Source organism: Streptomyces sp. NPDC057302, from assembly GCF_042667685.1.
GTDB lineage: Bacteria > Actinomycetota > Actinomycetes > Streptomycetales > Streptomycetaceae > Streptomyces.
Genome location: NZ_JBHUZJ010000041.1, coordinates 1 through 19,662, shown reverse-complemented (window position 1 = coordinate 19,662; position 19,662 = coordinate 1). Strand labels below are relative to the sequence as shown.

The window sequence follows — 19,662 nt, the reverse complement described above, 5'->3', positions numbered from 1 at the left end:
GCCCCCCCCACTCACATTAACCCAGTCCTCTGGGCGTGGGGGTTTCCGGACTCCTCGTTCTCGGAGAGATAGAGCAGCGCGTCCCCCTTCGGCCGCAACCGCACCGTATGGCTGTTCTTCGTGCACTGGGCCGCGCTGTCCGCCTGGCCCTTGCCCTGGGCCACGATCTCCTTCTTCGACACCGACTTCAGGGTGAGGTCCACCGTGCAGACTCCGCCCAGTTGGTCCGTCTGCGTCATGACCGCGAAGCGTTCGCCGACCTTGCCCTGTTCGACCTTCAGCCTGAACGTGCCCATCGGGACCGCGCCGTTGGCCGCGATGGCCTGGCCCTCCCAGGTGCCGCGGTAGGAGGCGGGCACCTTGCCGCCGTCCTGGTCCGCGCCGTCACCCGGCTGTTCGCTCGCCGTCGCGTTCGGGGGCTTCTTCGCCGCGTCGCTCGAACCGCCGTCGTCGTCGGGGAGCAGTCCCAGGACGAAGACGGTGCCGACCGTCACCGCCGCCAGCGCGCCCGCGACGCCCAGGACCAGCGTGCAACTGACCTTGCGGCCACGTCCGTCGGGCCCATTGGGCGTCGAGGTCGCCGCGACCGAGACGGAGACCCGGCCGGGCGGGCCGGAAGAGCCCGACGTCTGTGTGGGGACGTACGACGCGGCGGGAACCGGGTCGTACGAAGGGTCCGGCGGGCCGAACGAGCCGCTGCCCTGCGGCGCTTCGCGCACCGGGGCGGGAGTGGCGTGGCCGCTCGGTGGTGGCCCGCCCACCATGGAGGTGCCGAACGGCACCGGGCCCGACGGCTGTTCCGCGCCGCCCGCCCCGTCCGTCTCCAGGTCCAGGATCCGCACCGCGCTCCTGCTGACCCGCTCCACCAGCGGCCCCGGCAGCCAGCCCGCCGCCACCAGGTCGTTCGCGCCGCCGGGGGCCAGGCGTCGGGCGATCTCCTGCGGGGTGGGGCGTGCGCCGGGGTCCTTGGACAGGCACTCGCGTGCGAGGTCGCGCAAGTCGCCGTCCAGTGCGCCGAGTTCCGGCTCCTCGTGGACGACCTTGTAGAGCAGCGAGGCCGACGAGTCGCCCGGGAACGGCGAGGTCCCCGTGGCCGCGAACACCAGGACGGCCCCCAGCGAGAACACGTCCGCGGCCCCGGCGACCCCCTTGCCGAGGATCTGCTCCGGCGACATGTAGCCGGGCGAGCCGACGGAGACGCCGGTCGAGGTGAGCGAGGCCGTGCCGTCCGTCGCCCGCGCGATGCCGAAGTCGATGAGGCGCGGGCCGTCCATCGTGAGCATGACGTTCGACGGCTTGACGTCGCGGTGCACGAGACCGAGACCGTGTACGTGCGTCAGCGCCTCCGCCAGGCCCGCGACCAGTACGCGTACGGAATGCGCGGGCAGCGGGGAGAGGTCGCGCACCGCGTCCGTCAGCGAGGGCCCGGCCGCGTACCCCGTGGCCACCCACGGCACCGCGGCCTCCGGGTCCGCGTCGAGGACCGGCGCCGTCCAGTCGCCGCCCACCCGCCGTGCCGCGTCCACCTCGCGCCGGAAGCGGGCGCGGAACTCCTCGTCGAGCGCGAAGTGCGGATGGACGACCTTGACCGCGACCGTACGGCCGCCCGAACTGCGTCCCAGGTACACCCGGCCCATGCCGCCCGAGCCCAGCCGGCCAAGCAGCCGGTAGGGCCCGACGGCGGTCGGTTCGCCGGGATCGAGCGGGTGCATGAAGAAGGCCTCCCCCGGACGCGCCCCACAGCCGCGGCCACTTGGGCCGCGGCATTGTCTGCAGCTCAGGGTAGTCCGCAGGCACGCCCGGTGGTGCGGGCGTGCCCTACGGCTGCCCTGCTGCGGTCCCGTATTACTGCTGCGAACCCAGCAGCTCCACCCGCACGTCCGCGGGGAAGCCCGTCGTCTCGCCCACCCGGCGCGCGAACTCCGCGACGCCCTCCAACTGCGCGCTCCCGAAGCGGAAGTCGAGCGTCGTGAAGTACTGCTCCAGGACCTGCGCGTCGAAGGCCTCCCAGCGCGCGGCCTGCTCGGAGACCTTGCCGACCTCCTCCAGGGAGAGGTCGCGCGAGGCCAGGAACGCCTTGTGCACCGCGTCCACGACGTCGGGCTCGCGCTCCACGTAGTCCCGCCGTGCCGCCCAGACGGCGAAGACGAACGGCAGGCCCGTCCAGTCCTTCCACATCTGGCCCAGGTCGTACACGTCCAGACCGAGCTTCGGCCCGTCGATCAGGTTCGCCCGCAGCGCCGCGTCCCCGATGAGCACGGCGGCGTCCGCCTCCTGCATCATCAGGCCGAGGTCGGGCGGGCACGTGTAGTAGTCGGGCCGTACGCCGTAGCGCTCGGCGAGCAACAGCTGCGCCAGGCGCACGGAGGTGCGCGAGGTCGAGCCGAGCGCGACCCTGGCGCCGTCCAGCTGGTCCAGGGGTACCTGCGAGACGATCACGCAGGACATCACGGGGCCGTCGCAGCCGACCGCGAGATTCGGGAAAGCGACGAGATCGTCGGCGTTCCTCAGGAACTCGACGAGAGTGACGGGTGCGATATCGAGATCGCCCCGCACCAGCTGCTCACTGAGCTTCTCAGGGGTGTCCTTCGTGAGCTCGAAGTCGAGCAGCGTTCCGGTGCGCGCGAGTCCCCAGTACAGAGGCATGCAGTTCAGGAACTGAATGTGACCGACGCGCGGCCGGGGGGTGCGGCGGGGGCCGGGGAGCTGATCGGAGCCCGCCCCGGCGATGGCGTCAACGGGAGAATTGTCCACATCGGGGAGGCTAGCCCCCTTGCGGTACGGTGCAGAAAGCGGGGCCCCGATCCCGCCCTTGTCAAGACCTTCGGACCTGGTCCGTCAACCCCTCTGGGGGGTCCGTCAAACATCCGGGTGACGTGATCTTGCCCCCTATTGCTTTCGGCTGCCTGCGTGCTAAGCTCGCCGCAAGTTGCAGTTTGGTTTCCCTTGCAGTACAGAGCCTGCGGAGCATGTGACCCGCGGGCTCTCGTCGTTTTCAGACTTATGCAGTTGTTTCAACAATCGCAGGTTCTGGAGCAGGGCAACCCTTTGGCCCAAGGAGGGCTTATGGCTACCGGAACCGTGAAGTGGTTCAACGCCGAAAAGGGCTTTGGATTCATCGCCCAGGAAGGCGGAGGCCCCGACGTCTTCGTCCACTACTCCGCGATCAACGCGAACGGCTTCCGCTCCCTTGAGGAGAACCAGGCCGTGAGCTTCGACGTCACGCAGGGCCCGAAGGGTCCGCAGGCGGAGAACGTCACCCCCCAGTAGTGGGGCGCCCCATGCGGATGGGGTGTGTGATAGTTCCGGTGACTTGATCCGGACATGGATAGCAGTACCCAAGGAGCCCTTCCTCCCGCGAAAGCGGAAGGCGGGGCTCCTGCCTTTTTCTGGCCTGGGGGCCTTTAGCTGGGGGCTTTCTTCTTATGCTGCGGGTGCGTGGGGGCTGGGCGCGCAGTTCCCCGCACCCCTTCGGGGTGCGACCTGTGTAGCTAAGCCAGATTCGCCCTTGCCTTTGTTGCTTTGTCCGGATTCCAGCCCTCTCCTGGGACCGATGCCAGAAGCAGAGTCGTATACGGGTCCTTCGGTGACGTCAGTACCTGTTCCGTCGGGCCCTGTTCCACCACCTTGCCCCCGCGCATCACCAGGACCTCGTCGGTGATGTGCTGGACGACGGCGAGGTCGTGGCTGACGAAGACCAGGGCCACCCCGGTGTCCCGGCGGATCTCGCCGAGCAGCTGGAGGATCTGGGCCTGGATCGATACGTCCAGTGCCGCGACCGCCTCGTCCAGGACGAGGACTTGGGGGTCCACCGCCAGGGCCCGCGCGATGGCGAGGCGCTGACGCTGGCCGCCGGAGAGTTCGCGGGGGCGTGCGCCGGCCTCGCGGGCGCCGAGGCCCACCTGGTCCAGGAGCCCCGCCGCCAGCTTCTCGTCCCTGCCGTGCAGGCGCAGGGCCGTGGTCAGGCACCGGGTGGCGGTGAGGCGGGGGTCCAGGGAGAGGTAGGGGTCCTGGAAGACCATCTGGATCTCCCTGGCCCTGGCCAGGCGTGCGGTGCGCTTACGGGGGGTGCGGGGCTCGCGGGGGCGGTCCTTCACCGTCACCGTGCCCGCGTCCTGGCGGGCCAGGCCCACCAGCATGCGGGCTACCGTCGTCTTGCCCGAGCCGGATTCGCCCACGATGCCCATGGATCCGCCCGGCTGGAGCGTGAACGTCACGTCCTCGGCCGCCCGGTGGCTGCCGCCGCCCGGCAGGGGATAGCTCTTGCTGAGGCCGGTCACCGTCAACAGGTCCTGGGGCATCAGTGGCTCACCTCGGTTGCGTCAGTACGCGGCGTCTTGGGTTGTGCCCACCCGTTCCGCCCTCCGGAACGCCTGCCTACAACGGCGCAGGCGACCGTTCCGTTGTCGTCCAGCTCCACGTGTTCCGGGTCCCACGTCTCGCACGACTCCTCGGCCTCCCCGCACCGCGAAACGAAAGGGCAGCCCTTGAACGTGTCCGACAGGGACGGCGGGCGGCCCGGGATCGGGCGGAGGGGGTGGGTGGTGTCGCCCAGGGTCGGGGAGCAGGAGAGCAGGCCGCGCGTGTAGGGGTGGGCGGGCGAGGCGAACAGGGCCTTCGCCGTGCGCTCTTCGACCACTCGGCCCGCGTACATGACGTACACGCGATCGCAGTACGCCGCCGCCAGATGCAGGTCGTGGGTGATGAAGAGGAGGCCCAGGTCCCTGGTGGAGCGGAGTTGGCGCAGGAGGGCCAGGATCTCCGCCTGTGTCGTGACGTCAAGGGCGCTGGTCGCCTCGTCCGCCAGGAGCAGACTCGGCTCGGCCGCCAGCGCGCCCGCGATGACCACGCGTTGCAGCATGCCGCCGGAGAGCTCGTGCGGGCGCTGGCGTACGCGGTGTTCGGGGTCGGAAAGGCCCACCGCGTCGAGGAGTTCGACGGCCCGTTCCCGGGTCGCTCCCCGCTCGACCAGGAAGTCCCCGATGCGGCGCACCGGGTTGAGGGCGGCGCGGGGGTCCTGGTGGACCATGGCCACGGTCCGCGCGCGGTGGCTCCGCAGGGCCTCGCCCGTGAGGGTCAGGACCTCGGTGCCGTTCACGCGGACCGAGCCCGAGGTCGCCGCCCCCGCCGGACGCAGGCCGAGCGCCGCCTTCGCCGTGGTCGACTTGCCCGAGCCCGACTCGCCCACCAGGCCCACGACTTCGCCGGGGCGCACCGTGAGGGACACCGATTCGAGGAGCGGCCGGGCCGCGCCCGGTATCCGCAGGGTCAGGTCTTCGATCTCCAGCAGCATGGTCACTGCCTCCCTAGCCGGTCGGCGGCCCAGACCCCGACCACGTTGAAGGACACGACGACCAGTGCGATGGCCGTGCCGGGGACGAGCGCCGGAAGCAGTGCGCCCTGGACCACGGCCGCCTGCCCCTCCTGGACCATCAAGCCCCAGTCGGATGACGGCGGTTGGGCGCCGAAGCCCAGGTACGAGAGCGTCGCGAGGGACATCAGCGCCTCGCCGAACAGCACCACCAGGTAGCCCAGGATCGCGCGGCCCAGGTTCGGCACGAGGTGCGCCACGCAGATCCGCGCGCCGCCCATCCCCTGCACCCGGTAGGCGTCCACGTACGGCTTGCGGGCCTCCGAAAGGGCCAGTGAGCGCACGTACTTGGCGATCGTGGGCGTGAAGGCGAGACCAAGCGCCAGGACCGACGTCGTCATTCCGGCACCGAAGACCGCGATGATCAGGACGGTGAACAGCAGGCCCGGGAACGCGTACATCACGTCCGTGATCCGGGAGACCAGCGCGTCCACCCATCCCCCGCGCCAGGCCGCGAGCACCCCGAGCGTCACGCCGAGTACGGCGGCGACGGCGAGCAGCAGGATCGGCGCGATGAGGCTCGTGCGGGTTCCGTACAGCGCGCGGGAGAGCAGGTCCTGGCCCGACGAGTCCGTACCGAGGAGATGGTCGCCCGACGTGCCGACCAGGGATGCCGAGAGGTCGATCGCGTCGGGGGCGTAGGGCGCGAGCAGCGGCGCGAACACCGCGGCCAGGACGACCAGGCCGAGCAGCCCGGCGGCCACCATCACCCCCACGGGCCGCCGACGGCGACGTACGGCCAAGGGCGCGAGCGCCACAGCAGGCGGGGCCCCCGAAGCAGAAGCAGAAGCAGAAGTAGAAAGGGAAGCCATCAGGATCGTGCCTCCTTCACCCGCGGGTCGAGCAGCGGGTGGACCACGTCCACCAGCGTCGTCACCACGATGTAGCCGGTGACCATGAGCAGCAGGACGGCCTGCGCCACCGGGAAGTCGTGCGTATTGATCGCGCCCACGAGGAGCGAGCCGATGCCGCTGATGCCGAACGCCGTCTCCACGACGACCGTGCCCGCCAGCATTCCCGCCATGACGAGTCCGCACATCGTGATGATCGGCCCGAGCGCGTTGCGCAGGACGTGCCGCCGGATGATGTCCCGTTCCGGGACGCCCGACGCGCGGGCCGCCTCGACGTGGTCGGACGCGGCGGCGTCCGCCATCGCCTGGCGCGTGACCCGGCTGATGATGGCGAGCGCCCCGAGCGCCAACGACAGGGCGGGCAGCGTCAGATGGTGCAGCGTGCCGCCGAAGCCCTCCCCCGAGCCCGAGACCGGGAACCACCCGAGCTGCACCCCGAAGAGGGAGACGAGCGCGATGGCCGCCACGAACGACGGCACCGAGGCCGCGAGCGTCGTGCCCCCGACCACCGCCGAGTCCACCCACGTGGACCGCTTGACCGCGGCCAGGATTCCCGCGCCCACCCCCAGGACGACGAACAACACGGTGGCGTACACGACCAGTTGGAGGGTGGTGGGGAAGCGGGCCGTCACCAGGTCGGCCACCTGGTCGCTGTACTTGAAGGAGCGCCCCAGGTCGAAGTGGACGCAGTCCCACAGCCACCGGCCGTACTGGACCACGAGCGGTTCGTCCAGGTGGTACTGGGAGCGGACCTGGGCCAGGCGCTCCGGCGTCAGTTTGTCCCGGCCGCCCGCGAGGAACACCGCCGGGTCCCCGGGCGCCGCGTACACGGCGGCGAAGATGACGAACGAGGCGGCGAAGAGGGTGGCGACGAGCCCGGCGAGGCGTCGCGAGATCCGAGCGAGCACGGCACTCACCTAGCCCTTCTTCGGGCCGAGTTGAGCGGCCCACGGGTAGTAGAGGTAGGCCTGCGAGGCGGGCGGCCCCGTCAGCTTGTCGTTGATGACCAGGGCGGAGGGGACCTGCGCGACCGGGATCCAGACGCCCGCGTCCACGAACCGCTTCTGTACGTCGATGGCGAGTTCGGCCCGCTTCGTGTCGTCGAGCGTGCTCAGCGCCTGCCGCACCTTCTTGTCGTACGTGGCGTCCTTGAAGCCGACCCAGTTGTTGGAGGAGTCGGAGAGGCCGTTGTCGTAGAAGCCCATGGGGTCGGCCTTGGAGATGTACCAGTCGCCGACCAGCACATCGATGTCGGCCCGCGCGGCCGGATCGCTGTAGAACTCCTCGAACTGGGCCGTGGGGACGGTCTTGATCTGCCCCTTGAGGCCGATCCGCTGGAGCGCGGAGCGGACCGCGTTCGCGACGACCGTCCTGCCCTGGCTGCTGTCCGTGCCGATCACGATGGGGTCGGCCGGCGCCCCCGCCTCCTTCACCAGCTCCTTGGCCTTCGCCAGATCGTCGGCGTCCGGGGAAGCGGGAGCGGCGTCCGCCAACTCCTCCTGGGCCGCCTCGAACGCGGGCTTCTCGTAGCCCCAGGCGCCCGAGCCGACGGGCGTGGCCCACGGCTGGACGAGGCCGCCGTATCCCGACTTCGCGATGCCCGTGCGGTCGATCGCGAGGGACAGGGCCCGGCGGATCTGCGGGTCCTTCAGGCCGCCGCGGGCCGTCGGGATGAGCACGAGGGACGCCGTGGAGGGGCCGTAGTGCTGGTCGAGGCCCTTGCTGGTGCGCAGGGCGGACGCGGTGTTCGGGGATTCGGCGTACGTACCGTCGGCCGCGCCCGTCTTCAGGGCGTTGACCAGCGCGCTGTCGGACGCCCAGCGGAAGACGACCTGCCGGGTCAGCGGCTTCTTGCCCCAGTAGCCGTCGTACGCCCCGATGGTGATCGAGTCACCGGACTTCCAGCCCTTCAGTTCGTACGGTCCGCTGCACGCGTCCCCCTGCCCCGGCGTGCCGAAGTCCTCTTCCGCCGCGGCTACTTGCTCCTTGTTCCAGACGATCCCCGCGTCACCCGCGAGGGCCTTCGTGAAGAGGGCGTCGGGTGACTTGAAGCGGATGGTGATCTCGCGGTCGCCGGTCTTCTTCATGGACTTGACGTTGCCGAACTCGTCGGCCTGCTCCATGTCCGGATCGGCGTGCCGCTTCAGCGACCACAGGACGTCGTCCGCGGTCAGCTTCGAGCCGTCGTGGAAGGTGACGCCGGTCCGGAGAGTGAGGACGAGGGTCGTGTCGTCGGGCGTACGGGCCTTCTCGGCGAGGAAGGGCTTCGTCGTCATGTCGGGCTGGAGCTGGTAGAGCCGCTCGCAGACGTTCGTCAGGACGACGCGGCCCGCGCTGGAGCCCTGGGTGTCGAGGTCGAGCGAGTCCGGCTCGTCCTCCAGGAGCCAGTCCGCCTTGTCCAGCGTCCCCTTGGCGGCCGCGGTCGTCGCGCTCAGCTTCAGCTTCGCCGCGTCGGCGGGCTTGCCGCCGGTCGCGGCGGTGTCGGCGCCGCTGCATGCGGAGACGGTGAGGAGCGTGAGTGCGGTGAGCCCGGCGAGCTTGGCGACCACCGGCCGCTTCACCGTCCTGGTGGTCGTCGTCATCTGTTGTCTCCGTACGGGCCGTCGTAGAGGTTCCAGGGCATGTGCTGGTAGTCGCGGTCGCAGGGGGTGCCGGCGGTGACGTGGTAGTCGCCGCTGGTCAGGTCCACGCAGGAGGAGACGAGCGTCATCCAGTGCTTGACGTCGGGCTTGCGCGGGTCGGGGTGGGTGCAGAGCGACTCGGGGTGGCCGAGGTGGTCGGACATGGCCTGCTTGATCAGCTTGCGGGACTCGTCGGCGCCGGTGGACGAGCGCAGGGCGGCCAGGCCCTGTTCGGCGCGGGGGACGCGTACGAGCGAGTCCGACGACATGGGCCGGTAGTTCGCGGCGATCGCCGCCGGGACGCCTGCCTGGTAGTGGTTGCCGTGCACGAGGAGGCCGTCCGTGGGGTACATCCAGCCGTGCCCGGCGGGGGTCGTCTCCAGGTCGACGGCGAAGCCTTCGCGGCAGGTCAGCAGGGCGTTGGAGGCGATGTGCGCGCGGGTGCGGCAGAGCACTTCGAGGGCGTCGGTGATGGAGTGCTGGTCCAGGACACTGCGGCGTACGACGGTCTGGGGGAGGCCGATCGCGTCGCTGAAGCGGCCTCCGAGGCCGTTCGCGTTGAGGGCGATGCCCGCCGAGTTGGCGCCCTGGCGGCCGATCTGGCCCGCCTCGACCTGCATGATCAGGGTCGGGTGCGGGGGCTGGACGATGCGGAGCATGACGACGGTGTCGGCGACTTTGGCCCGCCAGTCCCAGTTCTGCCCCGCCCATACGTGGCCGTCTCCGCTGGCCTCTCCGTAGGCGGCGAAGGAGGTGCAGCCTTCGGCGGGCTCTTCCCCGGCCACCTCCTCTGCCACATCCTCAGCCGCCTTCTCAGCTTTGATGTCCGCGAAGGAGCGGTCGTAGATGACCTCGCCTCGGGCGTTGAGGGCGAGGATGTCGTTGAGGCCGACTCCGGCGCCCTCGGCGATGCCGCGCATCTCGTCCAGGAGGTGGGGTGCGTAGGCGCGGACCGGCTCCGTCCAGCGGGCGGCGCGGTCGGTGACCTGGCTCCAGGTCAGGCCGGACGACTGGCCGAACGCCTCCTCGTAATAGGCGAGGGCGGCGTGCAGTTGGGGTCGGACGGCTTCGCCGTACTGGTGGCCGCGCTCGACGGGGGTGCCGGATATCTCGATGACCGGGAGGGAGCGTCCGGAGCGTTCGGAGCGTTCAGGGGCGGCGGGGGCGGGGCGGGGTGCCATTGTTCTCCTCGCGACGGAGAGGTTCCGTGGACCGTCCTGTAACGTCGGTTACGGAAATCTCTCCTTCTGGAATGTGTTGCCAGGAGAGTAACGGCCATCACACGAGAGTCAATAGCTGTAATGGAAATTTCAGAGGATGGTACGGGGGCTGAGGCGGGGGCCGGGTCGGGGGCCGGGTCCTCCGGCGGCGGCGCGGGGCTCGCACGGCTGCGGGCCGCGGTGCGCGACCAGTGGGAGACGCTCTCGACGTCCGAGCGGGCCGTCGCCCAGTACGTGGTCAGCGCGCCCGCCGAGTCGCTGCTCTTCGCCAGCGCGCAGGAGCTGGGCGCGGCGAGCGGCACCAGCAACGCGACGGTCGTCCGCGCCATGCAGCGCCTCGGGTACGCGGGGCTGCCCGCGCTCAAGCGGGAGCTGGCGTCGGACTTCACGTCGGCGGTGCCGCCCGAGGTGCGCCTGAAGCAGCGCATCGCGCATGTGGGGCGTGACCTGGACGGCATCTGGGGCGAGGTGTTCGACGAGGCCCAGGAGCGCATCGAGCACGCGCGGCGCCTGACGCCGGGCGAGGCGCTGCGGGACGCGGTGGGGTTCCTCGCCCAGGCCGCGGAGATCCACTGCTACGGCATCGCGGCGTCCGAACTGGCCGCGCGGCACCTGGCGTTGGCCCTGGGCAGGATCGGCCGCCGGGCACGGTACTTCGGGGACACCGGTTTCGCCCTCGCCGACCATCTGCTCGCCGTGCGGCAGGGAGACGCGGTGGTGATCTTCCAGCCGGGCCGGGCGCTGACCGAGCTGACGGTGCTGATAGAGCGGGCGCGGGCGGTGGGGGCGCGGGTCGTCCTGGTCACGGATGAACTGGCGGAGCTGTACGGGCCACGGGTGGACGCGGTCCTGACGGCGCCGCATACGCCTACCGGCATCACGACGGAGGCGTTGACCGCGCTGCTGGTGGCGGACGCGCTGCTGCTGGGTCTGGCGACGCTGGAGGAGGGGCTCGCGGTGGAGACGTCGCATCAACTGACGGCACTGAGGGAGCAGTTGCTGTCGCCGAGGCCGCGGAAGGGGTAGCCCGGGGGGCTTCTGGGACGCTGACTCACTGGGCGTGTCGCCCTGCTACCTGGCGACCTGGTGCAGTTCCCTGCCCCCGCGATGCTCTGGGGGCGGTGCGGGCGGCGAGGCGCCCGCCTGACCGGTGCCGACAGAGGCTTGCGCCTCACCCGCCGCTTTGCGCGCGCCGCGCGGTGCCGTCCCGCGCCGCGCGTTGCCGTTCCGCGTTGCCATCCCCCGTCACGCACGCTGACGGTGGGGTTCCAAAGACGGGCCGCGACCGCACGTACGACGTTCCGCTGCGACCAAGTACAACCCTTCGCCCCCACCACCGGTCTCCTGTTCGCGGACCCCGCGCGTCACCTGGGACAACTCCCGGTGAACGGCGCGGCGCCCCGCACCCGGCTCCGGCGTTCGGATCGCCGACCGGGCTCACCGCCTCCGCGACTCATAAGGAACCCCGACACCCATGCGCATCCGCACAACGGCCCCGCTCGCCGCCCTCCTGGCGGCGGGACTCATCCCCCTCGCCCTGCCCGCCACGGCAGCGAGCGCCGCGCCCGCGAAGTACGGCGACGACTTCAACGGCGACGGCTACCGCGACTACGCGTACTCGAGCTTCAGCGCCAGAGGGGGCGGCGGCGTCACCGTGGTGTTCGGGGCCGCCGGCGGCCCCGGCTCCAGACAGCAGCGCATCACCCAGGCGAGCGCCGGCGTGCCCGGCGCCGACGAGGCCGACGACATGTTCGGTGAGGTACGCGCCGCCGCGGACTTCGACGGCGACGGGTACGGCGACCTCGCGGTCGCGGCGACCGGCGAGAACGGCTCCCGCGGCGCCGACCAGGGCGCCGTGACGATCCTGTGGGGCTCCGCCTCCGGCCTGTCCAAGGGCACGGATCTCCCCAACAAGAACCCGGGCCGCAACAACTACATGGGCATGGACCTGGCGACCGGTGACTTCAACGGGGACGGCAAGCAGGACCTGGCCGTCATCAACGAGTCCATGGCCTACGTCTACCGCGGCCCGCTCAAGCGCTCCGGCACCACCGGCACCGTGACCAAGCTCGACAAGACGACGTCCTTCTACGCCACGGCCCTGATCTCCGGCAAGGTCAACGGCGACAAGAAGACCGACCTCGCGATCATCGGCGACGTGGTCAGCTCCTCGTCCATCGCGTCCGACGCCTGGTTCATCAAGGGCGGCGCGAGCTCACTCACCCCGGGCAAGAGCCTGCGCCTGGAGTCCCAGTCCGGCAACGGCGGCAGCTCCGAGCGCGGCGGCGACGGTGTCATCGCCGACTTCGACAAGGACGGCTACGGCGACATCGCCGTCGGCACCTCCCTCTACTCGAAGCACAAGGGCCGCGTCAGCGTTTGGTACGGCGCCTCCGGCGGCCCGTCCCGCAGCGCCCGCCTCAGCCAGTCGACGAGCGGCGTCGCCGGATCGCCGGAGAACTACGACGAGTTCGGCTCGTCCCTTTCGGCGGGTGACGCCAACGGCGACGGCTACGCGGACCTCGCGGTCGGCGCGCGGGGCGAGGAGATCGACGGCAAGGAGTACGCGGGCGGCGTGCACGTCTTCAAGGGGCGAGCAGCCGGTCTGTCCGGCACCGGTTCACAGTGGTTCGCCCGCAACACCCCTGGCGTGCCGGGGCCGCTGACGTCCGACGACCAGTTCGGTGGCCTGGTCCGGCTGCGCGACACGAACGGTGACGGTAAGGCCGACCTGCATGTGAGCGCCCTCGATTCCCTGCGGCTGCCCGGCTCGGCCGGCGGCATCACCACGGCGGGGGCGGCGGCGTACGACGGGGAGCTCATCGCGGGCTTCCTGCAGTAACGCTCCTCCGTCGTTCAGCCATCAGACGTGCTGCATCACCAGCACGAAGGTGGTGCCCGGCTCCAGCGCCTCGTACAGATGCGGGACGTCTCCCCGGTACGACATGTAGTCACCGGCGGCCAGCTCCACCGTCTCGTCGCTCGGCCCGGCGAGGAGGCGGCCGGTGGAGACGACGAGGTGTTCCACGGACCCCGGGATGTGGGGTTCCGACTCGCGTACGGAGCCGGGCTCCACGGCGGAGTGATAGATGTCGCGGCGTACGCCAGGGGGGCCCGCGGAGAGCAAAGTCCCTGCGTACGAGGCTTGTTCGGCCTGCATGGTGGGTCCCTGCCCCGCCCGGATCACGGTCACGGCGGGAGCAGGCGACTCCACGAGCACGCTGAACGGCACCCCGAGCGCCACGGCGAGGGCCCACACCGTCTCGATCCCCGGATTGCCGGTGGCCGCCTCCAACTGGGAGAGCGTCGACTTGGCGATCCCGGCCCGCTTGGCCAGCTCGGAGAGCGAGATCCCGGCCTTGGCGCGCTCCCGGCGCAGGGCGGCGGCGATCCATTCCCGGGGGAGACGGGAGGGGGCGGGGGCGGCGGCCTTGGCTCCGGGCGCTGGGGCCCCCACTCCGGAAGCGGCCGGAACACGGCGGGCCGGGCCCGCTCCGGAGCCTGTCGTCGGACCCGCGCTCTCGTCCTGCTCGCCCGCCCTGCCCCGCGCCATGCCCATCCCGACTCCTCGCCTTCTCTCACCCAACCGTTCGCCGTACCGCACATAACGTTCGGCTTGACGAACGTACGTCACTCCACCCATCCTACGACCTATGCGTTCGTCACACCGAACAGACAGCCCGCCAGAGCGAACGAACGACGGCTTCGTACGGCTCTCCCATCTCCCCCGCGGCGTCCTGCGGGACATCGCCCTCGTCTGGCTCGCCGATGCCGTCGTCGGTCTCTCCTTCGGTGCGATCGCCGTCGCGGGCGGCCTGCCCATCTGGGTGCCGGTGCTGATGTCGTTGCTCGTGTACGCGGGCTCCGCCCAGTTCAGCGCGATCGGGATCCTGGTCGCCGGTGGTGGCCCGGTGGCGGCGGCGGCCACCGGGCTGCTGCTGAACTCCCGCACGGCGGCCTTCAGCCTGGCCGTGGCGGACAGCCTGGGGCGGTCCTGGGCCGCGCGGCTGCTGGGCGCGCATCTGATCACCGACGAGACGGCGGCCTTCGTCCTCGCCCAGCCCGACCAGAAGCAGCGCAAGGCCGCGTTCTGGATATCGGGGCTCGGTCTGTTCGTCGTGTGGAACGTCAGCGTTCTCGGGGGTGCGCTCGCCGGATCCGCGATCGGCGACACCGCCCGCTTCGGGCTGGACGCCGCGTTCCCCGCGGTGCTGTTGGCCCTGGTGCTACCCGCGCTGCGCGGCGACAGCGTGACGCGGCGGGCCTCGGCTGCCGGTGCCGTGATCGCGGTCGTCGCCGCGCCCTGGCTGCCCGCCGGAGTGCCGGTGCTGCTCGCGCTGCTCGGCCTGCTCGCCGCCCGCCGCGGACCCAGCCGCCCCACTGCCCCCACCGCCGCCCGGAGGAGCACGTCGTGAACGCCTACCTCGCCTGCGTACTGGCCCTGGCCGCGGGAACATACGTCTTCCGCCTCGCGGGCCCCCTGCTGCACGGCCGCATCGAACTGCCGCCCCGCATGCAAGAGTTGCTGACGGTCGGAGCAACGGTCCTCCTGGTCGCCCTGCTGGCCACCGGCGCCCTGACCGAGGGCCACGATTTCGCCGGCTGGGCCCGCCCCCTAGGCGTCCTGGCAGGCGGGGTACTGGCCTGGCGAAAGGCACCGTTCGCGGTGGTAGTGGTGGGCGCGGCAGCGACTACGGCACTGCTGCGGCTGGCGGGAGTGGCGTAGCCCTCGGGGCACGCCCACCGGATCGGCCTCCGCGTCCAGCCCCTCGACCGCCGCCCGCGCGCATACCGCGCGGCTCGATCCCTCCCTCCCCCCATACGCACCCGGGACTCGCATCGGCATGGCGAACGACCACCATGCCGGCGCGGCGGGCGGGCGGGACGCAGCCCCGCCCCGCCCGCCCCCTGCACGCCTCCCGGCCCTACGCAGCACTCGCCCCGGCGGAAGCTGCCCTCCACCGGGGCCCCGGTCGGACCGGCGGCTACCCCCGAGCCCTCCCGGCCGACGGGAGTGGCATGGCCCCCGCACCCCCCTCCCCGTACAACCCGTCCACCACCCCCGCATACCTCTCCGTCACCGCCCGCCTCCGCACCTTCAAGCTCGGCGTCAGAAGTCCCTCCTCCACCGTGAAGTCCTCCTCCAGCACCGCGAAGTCCCGGATGGCCGCCGGGCGGGAGACCTCCGCGTTCGCCGCGTCCACCGCCTCCTGGATCAGGGCGCGCACGCGCGGGTTTCGGGAGAGGGGCTCCGACTGGGGGGTTCGTTCCAGGCCCTCCCTTTCCGCCCACGCTCCGATCTCCTCCGCGTCCAGCGTGATCAGCGCCACCGGGTAGGGACGGCTGTCGCCCACCATCACCGCTCGGGACACGAAACGGGAGCGCTGGATGGCCAGTTCGCTGAGGGACGGGGTGAGGTTCTTGCCTCCGGAGGTGATGATCAGGTCCTTCTTGCGGCCGGTGATGCTGAGATAGCCGTCCGCGTCGACCGCGCCCAAGTCGCCCGTGTGCAGCCAGCCTTCGTCGTCCAGGGCGGCACGGGTCGCGGACGGGTCCGCGTGGTAGCCGGGGAAGACCATCGCACCCCGGGCCAGCACCTCTCCGTCCTCCGCGATGCGGACCTCGCAGCCCTCGATGGGGCGGCCGACCGTGCCGTACCGGACCGCGCCCGGGTGGTTGAGGCTGATGACCCCGGCCGACTCCGTCATCCCGTACCCCTCGTAGACCGCGATCCCGCACGCCCGCAGGAAGTCCACGACGTGCGGCGCGATCGGGGCGCCACCGGTCAGCGCCCACCGCACCCGCCCTCCCAGCGCCTGCCGGACCAGCCCGTACAGGGCCTTGTCGGCAGCCTCGTACGCCTCCTGGAGATCGGGCGGCAGGGCTCCGTCCGCCGCGAGGACCCCGATGCGTACCGCCTCCTCGAAGCGTTCACGGCCGCCTTCCTGGGACTCCGCCAGGGAGAGGACCACGGAGTACACCTTCTCGAACAGGCGCGGCACGGACGGCAGATGCGTGGGCCGCGCCTCCGCCAGCTCGGCGACGACGTTCTCGATCCTCCCGCCGAAGAAGCAGAGCTCGCCGCCTTCGATGAGGGTGGTGAACTCGATGAGCTGGGCGAGGAGATGGGCCAGCGGGAGGTAGAGGTACGTGGAGTCGCCGGGGCCGCCCTCGATCAGGGGCAGCGTCGCGGACTGGACGGCCCCCAGGTTGGCGTGGGTGAGAAGGCACCCCTTGGGCAGGCCGGTGGTCCCTGAGGTGTAGATGATGGTGGCCAAGTCATCGGGGGCACGGGTCCGCGCCCGCTCCAGCAGGGCCTCCGGCGAACCCGGGCCGGCGGCCTGCTCGGGACCGGCGGCCTGCTCAGGGCCAGCGGCCTGCTCGCGGTCGCGGTCGCGGCGCCGCTCAGGGTCGGCGCGCGGATCACGGTCGGAAGGCAGCTCCCGCTCGGGCGACTGATCATGGCCAGAGGGACGCTTCCCGTCGGCGCGTTGCTCGCCATCAGACGGACGCTCCCCGTCAGGCCGCTCCCCGCCACCAGACGGACGCTCCCCGTCAGGCCGCTGCCCACCACCAGAAAGCCGCTCCCCACCACCAGCAGGCCGCTCCCCCTCAAGGCGCTGCCACCCATCAGACGGCCGCACCCCGCCATCCCCCACCATCAGCACCACCTGCCGCACCCCAGGCAACCGCCCGCGCAGCCGTTCGATCTTCGCTGCCTGCTCGGCGTCCTCGCAGATCACCACCGATGTGGCCGAGTCGCCGATCACCCACTCGACCTCCTCGTCCCCCGCCGTCGGGTAGACCGGCACCACCACCGCTCCCGCCGCGAACACGGCGAAGTGCGCGTACGTCCACTCGGGACGGGTCTCGGCGAGGATCGCCACGCGGTCGTCGGGGCGGACGCCCAGGGTCAGGAGGGTTTCGCCGAGCTGCCGGACCCGTGCGCGCAGCTGCTCGTACGAGATGTCCGACCACGTCCCGCCCTCGGACCTGAAGCGGAGAGCGGGCAGCTTGCCGTGGCGGTCCGCCGCCCATTCGGTGAGTACGGCCAGGGTCTCGGGGCGCTCCGTCGGCTGCATGCCTAGACGCTAGGGACAGGGCGGGCCCGCGCGGGATGACGGGAAGCGTCAGCGGAGTTGGCCGGGAAGCTCAGGCCAGAGACGGTGAGCGGGCGGCAGCGGGGCAGGACGGCCCGGGGCACGTGCGCGACACCGGGCCGCCCCACCCGTTTCGGGTAGCCCCGCGACTGGGGAAGGAAACCCCATGCCCAGCAGGACCATCACCGTCCACCACGTCCGCGCCATGCTGCACGGCGCCGACCGCCACGGAATCGACACCGTCCCGCTGCTCCGCACCGCCCAGATCCCCCCGCTCCTCCTCGGCGACGACCGGGCCCGCATCACCGAGGTCCAGTTCGCCCGGCTCTTCCGGGAGCTGTACCGCGCCACCGGCGACGAGTTCCTCGGCCTCGGCGGGGCCGTCAGCAGGCCGGGGACCTTCGCGATGATGTGCCACGCGTCCCTCGGCTGCCGCGATCTCGGCGCGGCCATGGAGCGGGGCGCCACCTTCTACGGCCTCTTCGCGGGCGGCCCGGACCTCACCCTGGAGCACCGCGACACCGGCAGCGCCGTCTTCGCCGTACGCAACGACCTCGAACACGACTACTTCCTCGCCGAGTGTCTCGTCATCATCTGGCACCGGCTCTGCAGCTGGCTCATCGGGCGCCGGATCCCCCTCCACTGGGCCGAGTTCGGGCATCCGCCGCCCCCGCACAAGGACGAGTACGGGCTCCTCTTCGGCTGCCCCGTCCGCTTCGGCGCGGCCCGCACCGGCGCCGGGTTCGACGAGCGCTGGCTGGCCGCGCCACTGATCCGGGACGAGACCGCCCTGGAGACCATGCTGAACCGGGCACCCTTCGATCTTCTCTCGCGACGCGAGTACGGGACGACGGTCGCCGAACAGGTGCGGCGCGCCCTCGCCCACGCCCTGCGCACCTCCCCCCGCCTGCCCTCCCTCGGCGAGATCGCCGCCCGCCTCGCGGTGAGCCCCGCGACCCTGCGCCGGCGCCTCGCCCAGGAGTCCACCTCCTACCAGCAGTTGAAGGACGCCGTGCGGCGCGACGCGGCGATAGCGGGGCTCAGCGAAGGGGCGGAACCCATCGCCGAGCTCGCCGCCCGGCTCGGGTTCTCCGAGGACACGGCCTTCCATCGGGCCTTCCGGCGGTGGACGGGAACGACCCCGGGCGCGTACCGCTACGAGACCTGGGGTCAACAAAGGTGAGCGCTCCCGCCAGCGCCGAACTTACTCGCCGGTCACTACGGTCGACGCCTGAACACCCCAGCCCCTGACACCAGTTGGGAGAGCCGCATGCACGTTCGTTCCAGCGCAAGAGCCGACGTAAGGGCCGGCGCAAGAGCCCTGGCCGTGGCCGCCGCGCTCAGCCTGTCGGCCGTCGTCACCCCGGTCGCGACGGCACAGGCCGCCCCCACGGAAGCCGCCGCCCCCGGCGACATCGTCAGCTCCGCCCCCAGCAGCTTCCACCCCCTCCCGGGCCAGCCCACCAACACCAAGGCCTGGAAGGTCAACTACCGCTCCACCACGGCGAAGGGCGAACCGAACACCGTCTCCGGCACCGTCATCGTGCCGCAGGACGGCAGGAAGGGCCCCCGCCCCCTCATCACGTACGCCGTCGGGACGATCGGCATGGGTGATCACTGTGCCCCCAGCGCCGGTTTCCCCAGGGGCACCACCCTCGAAGCCAACCTCATCCAGCAGCTCACCCTGCGCGGCTGGGCGGTCGCGGTGACGGACTACGAAGGCCTCGGCACCCCCGGCGACCACACCTACACGGTCGGCAAGGCCGAAGGCCAGGCCATGCTCGACGCCGCCCGCGCCGCGATCCGCCTCCCGGAGGCCGGGCTCGGCCAGGACAGCCCGGTCGGCATCATGGGCTACTCGCAGGGCGGGCAGGCCGCCGGCTGGGCCGCCGAGCTGCACGGGTCGTACGCCCCCGACCTCAAGGTCAAGGGCACGGCGACCGGCGGCGTCCCGGGCGACCTGCGGAAGGTGGCCGACTTCAACGACGGTTCGTACGGCTCCGGCCTGGTCTTCATGGCGGCCATCGGCCAGAACGCGGCCTTCCCCGAACTGAACCTGGAGTCCTATCTCAACCCGGCGGGCAAGAAGTTGATCGGCGCCCTGCGCAACAGCTGCGTGGCGGACGGCGCGGTCCTCGGCTCCTTCAAGAAGATCACCGACATGACGGTGAAGAACCCCCTCGACCAGCCGGACTGGCAGCAGCGCCTGCGCGAGTCGACGGTCGGCACGCAAGCTCCGGACGCGCCGGTGTACCAGTACCACGTGATCACCGACGAGTTGATCCCGTACGGCGTCGGCAAGCAGGTCCGCAAGGACTGGTGCGCCAAGGGCGCGAACGTCGAGTGGCACACGGTCCCGCTCGGCGAGCACGTCTCCGGGGTCATCACCCAGTCCCCGCTCGCGGCCAACTGGCTGGCGGACCGTTTCGCGGGGAAGGCGGCGCGGGGCAACTGCTAGCAGGTCCTCAGAGCAGAGGGCGCGCGGCGGCTTCCAACAGC

Annotated in this window: 17 protein-coding genes; 7 read left to right on the top strand and 10 right to left on the bottom strand. The window is 71.4% G+C overall.

Annotated features, from left to right (window positions below):
* Window positions 1-11 precede the first annotated feature (11 nt).
* Window positions 12-1,712 (bottom strand): serine/threonine-protein kinase, encoded by a 1,701-nt coding sequence (locus tag ACFUPX_RS25925; RefSeq protein ID WP_383327235.1) that lies wholly within the window; start codon window positions 1,710-1,712, stop codon window positions 12-14.
* 133 nt (window positions 1,713-1,845) lie between these two features.
* Window positions 1,846-2,730 carry a menaquinone biosynthetic enzyme MqnA/MqnD family protein gene (locus ACFUPX_RS25920; protein WP_383327381.1) on the bottom strand — a complete coding sequence of 295 codons (885 nt, stop codon included), beginning with the start codon at window positions 2,728-2,730 and terminating at the stop codon, window positions 1,846-1,848.
* Between the two features lie 336 nt (window positions 2,731-3,066).
* On the opposite strand from ACFUPX_RS25920, the gene ACFUPX_RS25915 reads away from it, so the two are divergent.
* On the top strand, window positions 3,067-3,270 hold the full coding sequence (locus ACFUPX_RS25915; RefSeq protein ID WP_018528239.1) for a cold-shock protein: 204 nt from the start codon (window positions 3,067-3,069) through the stop codon (window positions 3,268-3,270).
* 221 nt (window positions 3,271-3,491) lie between these two features.
* Here the strand turns inward: ACFUPX_RS25915 and ACFUPX_RS25910 are convergent, their stop codons facing one another.
* Genes ACFUPX_RS25910 through ACFUPX_RS25885 form a run of 6 tightly spaced genes read right to left on the bottom strand, consistent with a single transcriptional unit; the run spans window position 3,492 to window position 10,024 of the window.
* A complete protein-coding gene (locus tag ACFUPX_RS25910; protein ID WP_383327231.1) occupies window positions 3,492-4,301 on the bottom strand; it encodes an ABC transporter ATP-binding protein in 810 nt (269 codons plus the stop codon).
* Window positions 4,301-5,293: an ABC transporter ATP-binding protein gene (locus ACFUPX_RS25905; RefSeq protein ID WP_383327229.1), complete on the bottom strand. Its 993-nt coding sequence runs from the start codon at window positions 5,291-5,293 to the stop codon at window positions 4,301-4,303. Before ACFUPX_RS25905 ends, ACFUPX_RS25910 begins: the two co-directional genes overlap by 1 nt.
* A 2-nt stretch (window positions 5,294-5,295) precedes the next feature.
* Window positions 5,296-6,183: an ABC transporter permease gene (locus ACFUPX_RS25900; protein WP_383327226.1), complete on the bottom strand. Its 888-nt coding sequence runs from the start codon at window positions 6,181-6,183 to the stop codon at window positions 5,296-5,298.
* Window positions 6,183-7,130: an ABC transporter permease gene (locus tag ACFUPX_RS25895; RefSeq protein WP_383327378.1), complete on the bottom strand. Its 948-nt coding sequence runs from the start codon at window positions 7,128-7,130 to the stop codon at window positions 6,183-6,185. The genes ACFUPX_RS25900 and ACFUPX_RS25895 overlap by 1 nt, the downstream gene beginning before the upstream one ends.
* Before the next feature lie 9 nt (window positions 7,131-7,139).
* Window positions 7,140-8,804: an ABC transporter substrate-binding protein gene (locus tag ACFUPX_RS25890; protein WP_383327223.1), complete on the bottom strand. Its 1,665-nt coding sequence runs from the start codon at window positions 8,802-8,804 to the stop codon at window positions 7,140-7,142.
* Window positions 8,801-10,024, bottom strand: coding sequence for a C45 family autoproteolytic acyltransferase/hydolase (locus ACFUPX_RS25885; RefSeq protein ID WP_383327220.1), 1,224 nt, complete (start codon window positions 10,022-10,024; stop codon window positions 8,801-8,803). The genes ACFUPX_RS25890 and ACFUPX_RS25885 overlap by 4 nt, the downstream gene beginning before the upstream one ends.
* Window positions 10,025-10,144: 120 nt before the next feature.
* Between ACFUPX_RS25885 and ACFUPX_RS25880 the strand changes: the two genes are divergently transcribed.
* Window positions 10,145-11,089 carry a MurR/RpiR family transcriptional regulator gene (locus tag ACFUPX_RS25880; RefSeq protein ID WP_383327217.1) on the top strand — a complete coding sequence of 315 codons (945 nt, stop codon included), beginning with the start codon at window positions 10,145-10,147 and terminating at the stop codon, window positions 11,087-11,089.
* 448 nt (window positions 11,090-11,537) lie between these two features.
* Window positions 11,538-12,905, top strand: coding sequence for an FG-GAP and VCBS repeat-containing protein (locus ACFUPX_RS25875; RefSeq protein ID WP_383327214.1), 1,368 nt, complete (start codon window positions 11,538-11,540; stop codon window positions 12,903-12,905).
* A 21-nt stretch (window positions 12,906-12,926) separates the two neighbouring features.
* Here ACFUPX_RS25875 and ACFUPX_RS25870 read toward each other — a convergent pair whose 3' ends face one another.
* On the bottom strand, window positions 12,927-13,616 hold the full coding sequence (locus tag ACFUPX_RS25870) for a helix-turn-helix domain-containing protein (protein ID WP_383327211.1): 690 nt from the start codon (window positions 13,614-13,616) through the stop codon (window positions 12,927-12,929).
* Between the two features lie 100 nt (window positions 13,617-13,716).
* Here ACFUPX_RS25870 and ACFUPX_RS25865 point away from each other — a divergent pair, with 100 nt between their 5' ends.
* Together ACFUPX_RS25865 and ACFUPX_RS25860 are read left to right on the top strand one after the other, a co-directional pair.
* On the top strand, window positions 13,717-14,478 hold the full coding sequence (locus tag ACFUPX_RS25865; RefSeq protein ID WP_383327208.1) for an AzlC family ABC transporter permease: 762 nt from the start codon (window positions 13,717-13,719) through the stop codon (window positions 14,476-14,478).
* Window positions 14,475-14,789 carry an AzlD domain-containing protein gene (locus ACFUPX_RS25860; protein WP_383327205.1) on the top strand — a complete coding sequence of 105 codons (315 nt, stop codon included), beginning with the start codon at window positions 14,475-14,477 and terminating at the stop codon, window positions 14,787-14,789. Before ACFUPX_RS25865 ends, ACFUPX_RS25860 begins: the two co-directional genes overlap by 4 nt.
* A gap of 259 nt (window positions 14,790-15,048) precedes the next feature.
* Here the strand turns inward: ACFUPX_RS25860 and ACFUPX_RS25855 are convergent, their stop codons facing one another.
* A complete protein-coding gene (locus tag ACFUPX_RS25855) occupies window positions 15,049-17,145 on the bottom strand; it encodes an AMP-binding protein (RefSeq protein ID WP_383327202.1) in 2,097 nt (698 codons plus the stop codon).
* Between the two features lie 184 nt (window positions 17,146-17,329).
* Here ACFUPX_RS25855 and ACFUPX_RS25850 point away from each other — a divergent pair, with 184 nt between their 5' ends.
* Entirely contained in the window at window positions 17,330-18,346 is a 1,017-nt protein-coding gene (locus ACFUPX_RS25850) for an AraC family transcriptional regulator (RefSeq protein ID WP_383327199.1), read from the top strand.
* 87 nt (window positions 18,347-18,433) lie between these two features.
* On the top strand, window positions 18,434-19,621 hold the full coding sequence (locus ACFUPX_RS25845; protein WP_383327196.1) for a lipase family protein: 1,188 nt from the start codon (window positions 18,434-18,436) through the stop codon (window positions 19,619-19,621).
* Window positions 19,622-19,662: the final 41 nt, after the last annotated feature.